This is a genomic window from Deltaproteobacteria bacterium, assembly GCA_005879795.1.
Taxonomy (GTDB): Bacteria; Desulfobacterota; Binatia; order DP-6; family DP-6; genus DP-6.
This window is the reverse complement of the sequence record VBKJ01000058.1, coordinates 1-11,538: the sequence shown is the minus strand read 5'-3', so window position 1 is coordinate 11,538 and position 11,538 is coordinate 1. Positions and strand designations below refer to the sequence as shown.

Sequence of the window (11,538 nt, the reverse complement as noted above, 5' to 3'; positions counted from 1 at the left end):
GCAGGCGTCGCCCACGCCGTCGTGGTCGCCGTCGCGCTGCTCGGGGTCGGCGACGGCCGGGCAATCGTCGGCGACGTCGGGGATGCCGTCGCCGTCGGTGTCCGCGAGGCCCGCAGTGTCGACCGAGTGCACGCCGGCGATCGCGTCCAGGTCGAAGCCCGAGAGCCAGCCGGAACCCGCCTCGATCGGGCCGCCATCGATGCGGACGAAGCGGATGGCGTGCAGGCCGACCGCAGCCAGGTCGAAGGAGTCGCCGCCCGAGCCCGGCGGCGGGGTGAAGGCATCGACCGGCACGCCCACCAGGTCCTCGATCGGCGTGGTCGTCGGCACGAGCGGCGAGGGCGCGCCCGGGTCGTCGGCGTTCGCGAACACCGGGTAGACGCCCGCGCAGCCCGGGTAGTAGGGCGGCGCGTTCAGCGCGCACGGGAACGTCGCCCAGTGGACGCCGTCGGCGCTCACCGACACGGTGCCGGGCTCGGCATAAGGCGCCCCGGTGGTCGTGCCGTGCACCAGGAACGGGTTCTCGAAGACCGTGAAGTCCGGCCCCGGCCCGTCCACCACCACGTTGTCCGTGAACTCGAGGACGATCGAGCCGCCGAGGCCGAGCGAGAAGGTGTCCCTCGAGCCCTGGAACGCGCCCGCGCCGCGCGGCCCGCCGAGGACCACGCCCGGGAGATCCGCCGCGCGCCAGCCCCCGCCCGCGCCGATCGTGTAGCTGACGACCCGGTCCGCGAACGGCTCCGCGGCGGCCGGGGCGGCAAGCACGAGGAGGACGAACGGCAGCGCGCGCCTCATGGGATGAACCCGATCGAGAAGGGCGGGAGGCCGACATCGATCGCGCCCCGGGTCAGCTCGCGATCGTCGCGCGGGTCGAAGAGGCGGATGCCCGGCGCGGGGAGACTGTCGTCGGCGACCCAGAGGATGCCGTCGGGCGCGAGCGCGATGTCGGGCAGGTACTGCGTGCGCGTGAGGAGCCGCCGCGTAACGACGCGCTCGCTCGGGTCGAAGGCGAGCAGGATGTTGCGCAGCTGCTCGTCGATCACGATCGCGTAGCCCTTGGTCGGCGAGACCAGCACGAAGTCGGTGATGTTGCCGCGCAGGTCGCTCTCGGTGACGAAGAACCCCTCCGCCGTGAGCGTGAAGGGATCGACGCGCTCGAGGCCGCCGTCGCCGGTTCGCTGGATGTCGCCCGCCTCGTTGACCACGAGCTTCCCGCTGCCCGGCTCGCGCGCGAGGCCCGAGGAGTCACCGAAGGCGTTCGCGCCGGTCAGCTCGACGACGCCCACGACCGCGTCGCTCGCGGTGTCGAGGACGGCGAGACGGCTCCGTCCGGCGGGTGCGAAGCGGCGCGTGCGGTCGAGGCGCTCGAGGCTCACGAAGAGGCGATCGCCGACCAGCGCCATCTGGTCCATCTCGGGGATGCCGTCCGCGTCCGCCCACGGCGAGAGGTCGACCGTGCCGCGCAGGAACCCCGCGCACGAGGCCGCCGACGGGTCGACGACCCACAGCTCCTTCGCGTCGTAGCGCGTGACGTAGGCCTTGTCGGGCGCGAGCACGGCGACGTCGTGCGGGTTCGAGCCGGGGCCGGTGGAGCACTCGAGCAGGGTCGCGAGCCCGCGCACCGGGTCGAGCACCTGGAGGTTGTCGCCGAGGAAGCGGTTCACGACGTAGACCCGCTCGCCCGCCACGCGCACGACCGCGTCGGAGTGGATGGGCGGGGCGGGGTGCGCGACCCGGTGCGGCGGCCGCACGCCCACCGTGGCGAGGAGGCCGGTCTCGAAGTCGGTCGTGACGATCACGGCCCGCGCCGCGTGGGGGCGGGGTGGGCGCACGCAGGCGAGACGCAGGCGGCGGCGCTCGGTCCGGCCCGAAGTCGGGTCGCGCGCCGCGGCGCTCGCGCGCGCGCGCCGCCCGGCGCGCACGCGCACCGCGACCTCGGCCGTGCAGGTCGCGGGCGGAGCGAGCGCAGCGAGCGCCCGCCTCAGCGCCGCGGCGCCGGCGCCGCGTACACGAACGCTCGTCGCCCCGCCCGGGCAGAGGGCCACGCCGAACGTGCAGGCGCCGTCGGCGGTGCCGTCGCGGTCGCAGCGCGCGTCGCCGTCCAGGCAGACAGCGCGGCCCGGCGTCTCGGCGCCGGTCACGCGCCACGCGAGCGGGGCCGCGGCGCCGGCGGGCAGCGCGAGCGAGAGGAGAGCGGCGGCCAGGAGGAGCGTCATGTCGTTGCCAGCGTGATGACCCGCCCGTCCTCTGCGACCTCGATGTCCACCTCGCCCAGGCGGGCGCGAGCATGTCGTCGCTCATGTGGGTGAGGACGAGGCGCGTGCACCCGAGCCGGGCGCGCTCGGCGCGGAGCGTCCGGTAGTCGAGGTGGTAGCGGACCTTCTTCTCGGCGCGCGGAGCCCGGGAAGAAGCGGCCGCCGCTGCCGAACGCGTCGCCCGAGCCGAGAAAGCGGAGCCGGAGCTCGCTCACGGCGCGCCTCCGCCGAGCCCGTACGACACGGTCGCGAACAGCGCCCGGCCCGGGAGCGGGAAGCCGAGCGCGTCGCGGGTGCGGTCGTCGCCCGCGTTCTTGGCCTCGAGCGCGAGGCGGGCGCCGCCGAGCGGGAGCGCGAGCTCGAGCCCCACGTCGTGCAGCACGCGGCTCCCGACCTGCCGCACGTTGGCGCGGTCCAGGAAGTTGTCGGCGATGATGTTGGCCTCGTAGAAGAGCCGCCCCGGCCACAGCCGGGGTACCAGCGGCAGCGGATGCGCCGGCGACCAGGCGAGCTCCAGGCGCGCGAACGCCTCGTCGGCGGGACGGCCCGGGAGCTGCTTGCCGCGGAGAAAGGTGACCTCGCCCGTGTCGCGCGCGCGCTGGTGGGTGTAGTTGGCGGTGAGCCCGAGCCGCTCCCAGAGCCGTCCGCGGGCGCTCACCTCGTGCCCGCAGACCGCGGCCGAGGTCACGTTCTCGGGGCGGACGACGCGCTGCGAGTTCTGGACCAGGATGATGAGGTCGTCGATCTGGTTGTCGAAGTAAGCGTACTCGAGAGCGGCGTGGGCGAGCGGCCCGAGCGGCGGCGCGGCGAGGCGGAAGCCGCCGTCGCGGTTGAACACCGTCTCCGGCCGGAGGCGAGGGTTGCCGACGATGACCCCGCGTGTACCGAAGAGCTCGGAGAGGTTCGGCTCGCGCGCATAGCGGCCCAGGTTCGCGAGCAGGGTGAGCACCGGGTGCGGCGCGACGCGCAGCCCGAGCCGCGGCGAGAGGAAGTCGCGCACGCGGGCGCCGCGCGTCCGGAGCGCGACCGGCACGCCGGTGCCGCCCGGGAAGTCGTCGCGGAACACCTCCCAGCGGAGCCCGGGCACCAGCGACACCCGCTCGCCGGCCGCGAGGAGCTCGTCCTCGGCGGCGACCGTGGCGCGGAGCCGCGTGCGGTCCGGCTCCGCGCCGGGGGCGAGCCGATCGCGCTCGGCGAAGCGCTCGTGGCTCGCGGCGAGGAAGAGGCCCGGCACCTGGTGCGCGCCGAGCGCGCCCCGTACGAGCGTCTGCACGCCGCTCGCGGTGGTCTCGTCCTCGACGTCGACGGGCACGAGGGCGACCTCGCCGCGCCGGTCCCGGAACGCCTGCCGCTCGTAGAGGACGTAGGCGCCGCCCCCCGCGGCGAGCGGGAGGCCGGCGGCCGGGGTCAGGTCGAGGTCGAGGTGTGCCAGCTGGCGGAGGGTCTGGAGGCGCGTGTCCCGTGCCTGCACGCTGCCCACGCCGGGCACGCCCTCGTCCTTCGCGAAGGTATCGGTGGTGAGCGCCGCCGCGAGCGGGCCGCCCTCCGGCCGCCAGCCGAGGCGCGCGGTCAGGTCGCCCAGGTCGAAGGCGTTGTTGCGGCGGCGCTCGACGCGGTCGTCGGCCGGATTGGCGGTGGTGCCGAGGTCGTTCAGGAAGCTGAAGTCGCCCTTGCTCCCGAGGTAGTGCGCGAAGGCGAGGTAGTCGAAGTCACCGGCGCGCGCGCTGCGCGCGACGTCCACCTTGCGCGTCGTGAAGGAGCCGTAGGAGACGCTGGCGCCCGTCAGCGGCGTGTCCCCAGGCCGGCGCGTCACGACGTTCACGATGCCGCCCGGCCCGGACTGCGCGAAGGCGAGCGGCGTCGTCCCGCGGTAGACCTCGACGTGATCGACCGCGTCGAGGGGTAGGTCGGCCAGGTTGACGGTCTCGTTCTGGGCGCGGCCGAGCGGCACGCCGTCCAGGTAGACCTGGACCTGCCCGGCCGAGGAGCCGCGGATCGAGACCGTGCTGAAGTCGCCGAGGCCGCCGAAGCGGCGCACCTGGACGCCGACCGTGTCGGCGAGCGCCTCGGCGAGCGTCTCCACCCGGGTCGGCGCCGAGGTCGTGTCAACGACCGTGGCGAAGGCGGTCGGGTCGCGCGCCGGCACCGACTCCCGCGCCGGCGGCGCCGTCACCACGACCTCGCCGAGCGGCTCCTCACGCCGCTCCTCCGCGGCCCGCGCGCGCGCCACGGTGGCGGCGAGCGCCAGGACGAGGAACGATGCGGGTCGGTGCGACGTCTTCGGAGCCTCTCTGCCCGCCGCGAACGAGGAGGCGGAAAGGCACGCGCCGGCGGCCGAGGCCGCTCGCGGAACCCACCCAGCTCCTTCCCCGCGGAAGGACCCTCTGCTGGCCTCAGCCGGGCAGGTTTTCTGGCTCGGGGATCATCCTCGCCCGGTCCCTTCCCACCCCGAAGGGCAGTGGTCGCGACCGGGTTCGTCCCCCCTTACAGCTGCGGGGCAGCGGGGGCTTCGCACCCCCTTCCCTGACCCGACTGATGTCGAGTCGCGCTCTAGCGCGCGTGTGCGCGCCCTGTCAAGGTGCCTAGCGCTCCCGCGCCGATGGCGCCTGGGCGGGTGGTCCCTCCACCGCCCGGCTCGCAGACGACACGTCGCGCTCGACGCGCCAGCCGGTGGCCTCGAGGCGCCGGATGAGCAGCGCGAACGCGTCCGCCGAGCCGAGGACGCGCTCGACGGCGCGCGCCGCCGCGCTCCGCACAGGTCGCGCCGTGCGCGTACCTGCACGCGCTCGCGTCCGCTTTCGCGCCGCCACCGGTCGCGTATAGCAGAGGGCACCCGCCGCTCGCCAGCTTGACGGCGCTGGGTCGAATCCCGATAAGCCGGCGGTATGGGACGGTACCTCGAGGACTTCCGTGTGGGCGAGGTGATCAAGCACTGGCCCGGCCGCACCATCCGCGACTTCGACGACACCTGGTTCACGCTCCTCACGATGAACACGAACCCCCTGCACCTGGACGAGCACTTCGCGAGCCAGAGCCAGCACGGCCGCTGCCTGGTGAACGGGACGCTCGTCTTCGCCCTCACCGTCGGCATGAGCGTGCGTGACATCAGCGAGAACGCCCTCGCCAACCTCGAGTACGAGAAGGTCCTGCACCTCGGTCCCACCTTCCACGGCGACACGATCTACGCCGAGTCGGAGATCCTGGAGGTCACCCCGTCCACGACCAAGAGCGACCGCGGGGTGGTCTACGTCGAGACCCGGGCAGTGAACCAGCGGGGCGAGCGCGTCCTGTCGCTCCGCCGGCGGGTGCTCATCCCGCGTCGACCGACCTGACCCGAGCCAAAGTTTTGGGCGGGCGTGCCGCGCGATTGGGCAGGCCCCGGACCCCCACTGGCAATGATACAGCTTTTCAGCAAGTGAGCATCTGGCATGTGCCTTGCGACGAAGGGCTGAACCACTGCAATTCGAAGGAGGGAGGGCCTCGAATGCGAAATCGTACGCTCATGATCGGGTGTCTCGCAGCGGCCCTGGCCGCGACCGGCCTGGCCGGGGGGACGGCGGCCCGTGCGGAGGAAGAAGCCAAGGCGCCGCCCGACCCGACGCGCGGCCAGTGGGACACGTTCCTCGACCCGCTCCGGGACTTCGAGGACAACTACATCACGGGCACCCAGAAGAGGATTGAGGACGCGACCAAGATCCACGTCGCAGCGGGGTTCACCGAGGCCTACACGTGGGACTTCAACAAGCCCCGTTCGGGAAGCCTGATCGCGTTGCACTCGTTGGAGCACCACAACGATGGGGTCCCCGTCCTCGGGCAGCTCGACATGTCCCGTCCTAGTGACGGCTGGTTCATCCCGGGCTTCGACCTGAAGCTCGACTCCGGCAAGGTCGCGCGCGACATCAAGGCGGACTGGAACGGAAACGGTGCGGTCAAGCACGGCGACACGTTCGAGACCAACGACTTCGAGGTCCAACAGGCTTACCTCCAGTGGGCCATGCCCGACGACGGCCCTTCGTTCCTGAAGGGCCTCTCGGTGAAGGGTGGGAAGTTCGTCACCCTCCTCGGCGCCGAGGTCATCGAGCCGTGGTCCAACTACAACTACAGTCGGTCGTTCCTCTTTAGCTTCGCGATTCCGTTCACCCACACCGGTGCGCTCGTGAGCTACCCGCTCACCGACAAGATCTCCGTGACCGGCGGCGCCATCGAAGGCTGGGACAAGGTCCAGAGCAACAACCAGGGCTGGAGCGGTATCGGGAACGTCACCTACGCGGTGAACGACATGCTGGCGCTGTCCGGGAGCGGCATCTGGGGCCCCGAACAGACCAACAAGACCGGCAACAAGCGCAGCATCCTCGACTTTGTAGCCACCATCAAGCCGACGCCCCCGCTCACCCTCCTGCTCAACTACGACTGGGGACACGAGGACGCAGCGGCGGCGGGCAACGAGGCCGCCCTGTGGCAGGGGTTTGCGGCCGTCGCCAACTATGCCTTCACCGACCGCGTCTCGGCGGCCGTCCGTGGCGAGTGGTTCGAGGACCACGGCGGCACGCGGACGGGAACCGTAGGCTCGTTCTACGAGGGCACGCTGACAGGAAAGTACCTGATCACCCAGCACCTCTACGGTCAGATCGAGTACCGCCACGACGAGTCGACAAAGGGGGACGCCTTCCCAAAGGACAGCCCCGGGAAGGTCAACAGCAGCACCGGCCCGATTCCGATAACGAAGTTCACCGACGGTCAGGATATCGTCGGCTTCAACGTCACCTACGTCTTCAACTGACGACGGCTCGAGAGGGGGGACTCCCATGCGGAAGAGCGGACTGATTCTCGGTGCAGCACTCGTCGCCCTGCTCGCGTCCTTCAGCCTGCCCACCATCAGAGCGTTCGCGAAGCACGAGATGAGCATGCCGGAGATGATCACCGCGGCCAAGACGCTTGCCGAGCACGAGAAGCTCGCGGCGCACTACGAGCGGGAAGCCAAGGCAGCCAGGGCGAAAGCCGAAGAGCACAAGAAGATGGCCGACGCCTACCGGAAGGCGGGCGGCCCTCTCATCGAGAAGCTCCACTTCGACCAGCACTGCGATGCGCTGGTGAAGTCCTACACGAGCATGGCCGACGAGCTCGAGGCGCTCGCAAAGGCCGAGCGCGAAGCTGCCAAGGAGACGAAGAAGTAGGGGCGTGGACTCGCCGCCACCGTCGTGTCGTCTGCTGCGTATTCAAGCAGTCCTGGCTCTCGGATTAGGCACCGCGACGGACACGCTTCTGAGTTCCCTCGACTTCTCAACATCGGGGCGCGGCACAGGGCTTGCTCGTGGCAGCCGACATGGGAAGAGCTTGCTTCGTTCGCGCGCGCTGCGCGGTGGTCGCGGTCGTGGCGGCCACCTGGTTCGTAGTCGGACCGGCCAGGGCCGAGGTGGGGACTGCCCCGGCGAGCTGTCCGGGGTACGTCACCCACCTTCGAAGCGCCCGCGCCTACCTGGCCAAAGGGGATCGAACCTCGGCGGTCGTGGAGCTACGACGAGCCGAGCAGGCGCTCGACTCCTGTGCCCGCGGCGAGGCCCTGGGGAGCCTCGTCGGAGCCAACGATCCCGCTCACCGCGTAAGCTAGGACGGCTCTAGAACCCGCGCTCTGCGTTCTGCAGGGCCCGGTCGATCTCCGACGGGTCGACGCTCCTGCCTGCGTCGATGTCCTCGATCAGCCGGCGGATCTTCTCCCTCTCGAGAAGAAGCCGCTGCTGTGGGCCACCCTTCGTCTGGCCGGCCAGCTGTCCGACGCGGGCCTCAGCCTTCGCGAGGGCGTCTCTGCGCGGGCCAGCCGGTGGCGCCACCGCGAGCGCGGTGGAGGCAGCAAATGTCAGTAGGAGCGCGATCCCAGTCTCGTAGTGCTTCATAACGAGTCTCCCTTCTCAGTGCGATTCGACAGCTCGCAATTGCGACGAGCTTGCCCGCGGCAGCTGACCCACCTGCGGGCCGTACGGTTCGAGGGAGCCCGATCAGAGTCGCAGACTGCGGACCTTCAGAAAGAGCGGTGGGCCGTGGATGCCGAACTTCACCGCGGCCGCCGACGAAGCCGCCGACTCCTGGTGACGGACCCACCGCGACGGCGGAAGCGAGTGGACGGCCAGTTGCGGATGGAGCGCGGGGCGCGGTAGGAGAACGGCTGCGTCGTTGGCCTGAGAGGTTACCCCGCAGCACGCATCTGACTGGGGAGTTCCTGGTCTATGGCTGCAACGGCTGCAGTGAGTCGCGCAGCAGCGGGCTGCTCTGAGCTGCGCCGTGGAGCCTGCGGGCGCAGCGTAGACGCTCCGCACGGCGACGGTGATCAGCAACGCGAGCTGAAGAGTTGGAAAAGAGTACCGCCGCACGGCCATGAGGCTAGGCCCTTTCGTGCATCACGGCAAGCCACTCTTCGGCGTGCTCGGCCTCGGCCCGAGGCCGCGTCGTCCGCTCCATCACGCGGCTCCCCCGGCATGTCTCTCCGGCGCGGCGAGGCCCCGGACCCCCCGCTGGCGATCGTGTAGCTTTTGAGCAAGTAAGCGCTGGCACAGGGGTTGCGTCTGGTGGGCCGAACCACTGCAGACCAGCGGGAGGAGGGCTCGCATGAACGAACGGCGACCAAGGGGGAGGCTCGTCCTGGCAGCGGTCATCGCGCTGACGTTCGCCGGCCGTGGACGCGCCGCCGAGGTGAACGGCATCTGGAGCGAGAGCTCCACCAAGGACCTGGGTGAGCTCAGCGGCAACGACTTCTTCAAGAACTGGAAGATCCGCGGCTGGGCCGAGTCGTACTTCGTCTACAGCTCGAACGCGGCCGACAAGGACACGGTGAACGCCAACCAGGGCCTGTCGGCGATCAAGGCCCGCGACCTCTCGATCGAGGGCCGCACCTTCGATGTCCACCGCAACCGGCCGACGCTCACCATCCTGGAGGTCGAGCTGGAGAAGGTTCCCCAGCTCTCGAGCTGGCTCGACCCGCAGGCGGTAGGCTTCAAGCTGGACGTCAACTGGGGCGACACCTACGACATCATCTGGAACACCGTGAACAAGGCACTCGGCCGCCCGGGGCACAAGGAGGACGTGCTGGGCGACGCCGACCGCTTCCTCTCCCACTACTCGATCGGCTACGTGGCGCCGGTCGGCAAGGGGTTGCGGGTGGACTTCGGGAAGTTCGTCACCCACATCGGCGGCGAGACGATCGAGTCGATCAAGAACAACAACTTCTCGCACGGCTACCTCTACTCCTTTGGCATCCCGTTCCAGGACTTCGGCTTCCGCTTCAACTACCCGTGGACCGACACGCTCTACACGGAGTTCTACGTCCTGCAGGGCTGGAACGTCACCTACAAGGACAACAACGGCGGCAAGACGATCGGGCCCGCCATCGGCTGGACGCCCAATCCCCGCGTCTCGATGTACGCGCAGTACCTGGGCGGCCCCGAGCAGCGCGACAACGACAACCACTACCGCCACCTCCTGGACCTCGGCCTCTCGCTCAATCCCATCGACCCCTTCAACATCCTCCTCAGCGCCGACGTCGGCTACGAGCGCAACGTCTTCAGCAAGAAGGACACGTGGTGGGACGGCATCATGGGCGTCTTCCGCTACAAGGTGACCGATGCCTTCGAGCCGGCGTTCCGCGCCGAAATCTACAACGACCCCGACGGCTTCACGACCGGCGTGCCACAGACGGTGGGCGAGGTCACGCTCACCCTCAACTACCGGATCGACCTGCCCGAGAAGACGCATCTCCTCGTGCGCCCCGAGTACCGCTACGACGTCTCGGACGCGAACTTCTTCACGCAGGGGAAGGCCTTCCGCGACCGCAAGGACCAGCACACGGTCGGTCTGGGGACGGTTCTGTACTTCTAAGCGCTTCTCGACGGCAAGGAGGTGGCGAATGAGAGCGATGCCGGCGCTTGTGACCATGGCCCTGGCGCTCACCATCCTTGGCTCGCTGGCCAGGGCGGCGGAGATGATGGAGCCGGACCACCGGGCGCTGGCCGCACGCTACCGCGCCGAGGCGAACGTGATGCGGGCGCGCGCTGACGAGCACGATGCCATGGCGAAGCAGTACAGCGCGATCGGCGCCAAGGGTGACTGGGCCACCCATTGCCGGAACATCGCCGGGTACTACCGCAAGCTCGCCGAGGAGAACGACGCGATGGCGGCCGCGCACGAGGCGGCCGCGAAAGGGGCCCCCAAGTCGTCGCCCTGAGTGGGCCGCCGCCGCGTCCGGCGCGAGATCGCTGGTCGCGCCTGCACCGTCCGGCGGTGGACGAGGAGTAGTGTCGACCGCTCCCGCCACACCGCGACGATCGACGAGTCCGCGTATGTCCCTGTAGAGGTCGAAGTTGAGCCCGGTGCTGACCCCGACCTCGAAGACGGCGCGCTGGCAGTCTGCCTCACAGGGCTCGGACCCCCAGCTGGGGGACGAAGCGCCGCTTGCCGTACGCATAGACTCTGTACGTCTCCCCGAACTTCGACTCCAGCAGGCGTTCCTCCAAGCGCGCCTCCATCGACAAACCGATGACGAAGAGCGGGAAGAGCATGACCAGCCAGCCGTTCAGGCTTCCCAGGCCGGCGCCCAGCCACAGCGCCAGGAGGCCGGAGTAGTCGGGGTGGCGCAAAAAACGGTATGGACCCTGGGTGATGAGCGCATGATCCTGGAAGACAACCGCACGAGCGACGAGGAAGCGCCCGAGCGCAGTGGCAACCCACAGTTCCATTCCGGCGGTGTAGAGGCTCATGGCGACGCCAAGGATCCGCACCGGCACCCACTCCGCTTCGATCTCGCCTGCCCGCAAGAAGATCAGGAACGGCGGCAACAACAGCATGACCAACACGAGTAGGGGAAGGAGATGCCTTCCAGCACCCTCCGGTCGCTGCCCGACCGGCGCCGAGCGAAGGTAGTCGGTCGCCACCGTGATCAGGGCAACCACGATTCCGAGCCCATAGTAGACCAGGAAATACAGGCGGAACCCCTCGGCCATCGTTACCTCGTGCCCTCCGCGACTCGGGTGGAGCGGCGCTGATTCGAACGCGACGAGTCGACGAGCGGCATCATTCGGATCACCTCACGGCCGGCGAGCGACGCCGAGGATGTACGGTGCCGAGGGGAAGAGCAGGGCGCAAGGCCGGAACATGAACTCGCGGCAGCGCTCGATGACGAGGCCGGTTCGCTCGATGGCCGAACGGGTATCTCGGCCGGTGTGACAGCCTCCGCCCAGCCGAGGCTAGACCGTCGCATCCACAATGCGCTGGATGAGGGCGAGGCCGAGGCTGGAGG

The 11,538-nt window shown here is 70.0% G+C and carries 9 protein-coding genes, 2 pseudogenes and 1 riboswitch; of the genes and pseudogenes, 5 read left to right on the top strand and 6 right to left on the bottom strand.

From position 1 onward, the window contains the following. From E6J59_03175 to E6J59_03160, 4 genes and pseudogenes are all read right to left on the bottom strand, one after another. Window positions 1-96, bottom strand: a pseudogene (locus E6J59_03175) (thrombospondin). A gap of 30 nt (window positions 97-126) precedes the next feature. Beyond that, window positions 127-795, bottom strand: a pseudogene (locus E6J59_03170) (hypothetical protein). After that, window positions 792-2,216: a hypothetical protein gene (locus tag E6J59_03165; GenBank protein TMB22803.1), complete on the bottom strand. Its 1,425-nt coding sequence runs from the start codon at window positions 2,214-2,216 to the stop codon at window positions 792-794. Before E6J59_03165 ends, E6J59_03170 begins: the two are co-directional and overlap by 4 nt. Before the next feature lie 250 nt (window positions 2,217-2,466). Continuing rightward, complete coding sequence (locus tag E6J59_03160; GenBank protein ID TMB22802.1) at window positions 2,467-4,485, bottom strand: TonB-dependent receptor; 2,019 nt, start codon at window positions 4,483-4,485, stop codon at window positions 2,467-2,469. Between the two features lie 173 nt (window positions 4,486-4,658). Beyond that, a riboswitch (cobalamin riboswitch) is annotated at window positions 4,659-4,780 on the bottom strand. A 360-nt stretch (window positions 4,781-5,140) separates the two neighbouring features. Here E6J59_03160 and E6J59_03155 point away from each other — a divergent pair. The 3 genes from E6J59_03155 (at window position 5,141) to E6J59_03145 (ending at window position 7,429) form a co-directional block, all read left to right on the top strand. After that, window positions 5,141-5,587: a MaoC family dehydratase gene (locus tag E6J59_03155; GenBank protein ID TMB22801.1), complete on the top strand. Its 447-nt coding sequence runs from the start codon at window positions 5,141-5,143 to the stop codon at window positions 5,585-5,587. A 152-nt stretch (window positions 5,588-5,739) separates the two neighbouring features. Continuing rightward, complete coding sequence (locus tag E6J59_03150) at window positions 5,740-7,035, top strand: porin (protein ID TMB22800.1); 1,296 nt, start codon at window positions 5,740-5,742, stop codon at window positions 7,033-7,035. A gap of 25 nt (window positions 7,036-7,060) precedes the next feature. Next, window positions 7,061-7,429 (top strand): hypothetical protein, encoded by a 369-nt coding sequence (locus E6J59_03145; protein ID TMB22799.1) that lies wholly within the window; start codon window positions 7,061-7,063, stop codon window positions 7,427-7,429. Between the two features lie 441 nt (window positions 7,430-7,870). Here E6J59_03145 and E6J59_03140 read toward each other — a convergent pair whose 3' ends face one another. Then, the gene (locus E6J59_03140; GenBank protein ID TMB22798.1) at window positions 7,871-8,146 is read right to left on the bottom strand and encodes a hypothetical protein; all 276 of its coding nucleotides are present in this window, start codon (window positions 8,144-8,146) and stop codon (window positions 7,871-7,873) included. A 709-nt stretch (window positions 8,147-8,855) separates the two neighbouring features. On the opposite strand from E6J59_03140, the gene E6J59_03135 reads away from it, so the two are divergent. Together E6J59_03135 and E6J59_03130 are read left to right on the top strand one after the other, a co-directional pair. Next, window positions 8,856-10,121 (top strand): porin, encoded by a 1,266-nt coding sequence (locus tag E6J59_03135; GenBank protein TMB22797.1) that lies wholly within the window; start codon window positions 8,856-8,858, stop codon window positions 10,119-10,121. 55 nt (window positions 10,122-10,176) lie between these two features. Further along, window positions 10,177-10,467: a hypothetical protein gene (locus E6J59_03130; protein TMB22796.1), complete on the top strand. Its 291-nt coding sequence runs from the start codon at window positions 10,177-10,179 to the stop codon at window positions 10,465-10,467. 187 nt (window positions 10,468-10,654) lie between these two features. On the opposite strand, the gene E6J59_03125 is transcribed toward E6J59_03130, so the two are convergent. Next, window positions 10,655-11,242 (bottom strand): DUF1295 domain-containing protein, encoded by a 588-nt coding sequence (locus E6J59_03125; protein TMB22795.1) that lies wholly within the window; start codon window positions 11,240-11,242, stop codon window positions 10,655-10,657. Window positions 11,243-11,538: the final 296 nt, after the last annotated feature.

What these genes read in the sequence shown, in the direction of transcription:
- E6J59_03165 (TMB22803.1), bottom strand. Translation starts at nt 2,216, where the DNA reads ATGACGCTCCTCCTGGCCGCCGCTCTCCTCTCGCTCGCGCTGCCCGCC.
- E6J59_03155 (TMB22801.1), top strand. Translation starts at nt 5,141, where the DNA reads ATGGGACGGTACCTCGAGGACTTCCGTGTGGGCGAGGTGATCAAGCAC.
- E6J59_03150 (TMB22800.1), top strand. Translation starts at nt 5,740, where the DNA reads ATGCGAAATCGTACGCTCATGATCGGGTGTCTCGCAGCGGCCCTGGCC.
- E6J59_03145 (TMB22799.1), top strand. Translation starts at nt 7,061, where the DNA reads ATGCGGAAGAGCGGACTGATTCTCGGTGCAGCACTCGTCGCCCTGCTC.
- E6J59_03140 (TMB22798.1), bottom strand. Translation starts at nt 8,146, where the DNA reads ATGAAGCACTACGAGACTGGGATCGCGCTCCTACTGACATTTGCTGCC.
- E6J59_03135 (TMB22797.1), top strand. Translation starts at nt 8,856, where the DNA reads ATGAACGAACGGCGACCAAGGGGGAGGCTCGTCCTGGCAGCGGTCATC.
- E6J59_03130 (TMB22796.1), top strand. Translation starts at nt 10,177, where the DNA reads ATGGCCCTGGCGCTCACCATCCTTGGCTCGCTGGCCAGGGCGGCGGAG.
- E6J59_03125 (TMB22795.1), bottom strand. Translation starts at nt 11,242, where the DNA reads ATGGCCGAGGGGTTCCGCCTGTATTTCCTGGTCTACTATGGGCTCGGA.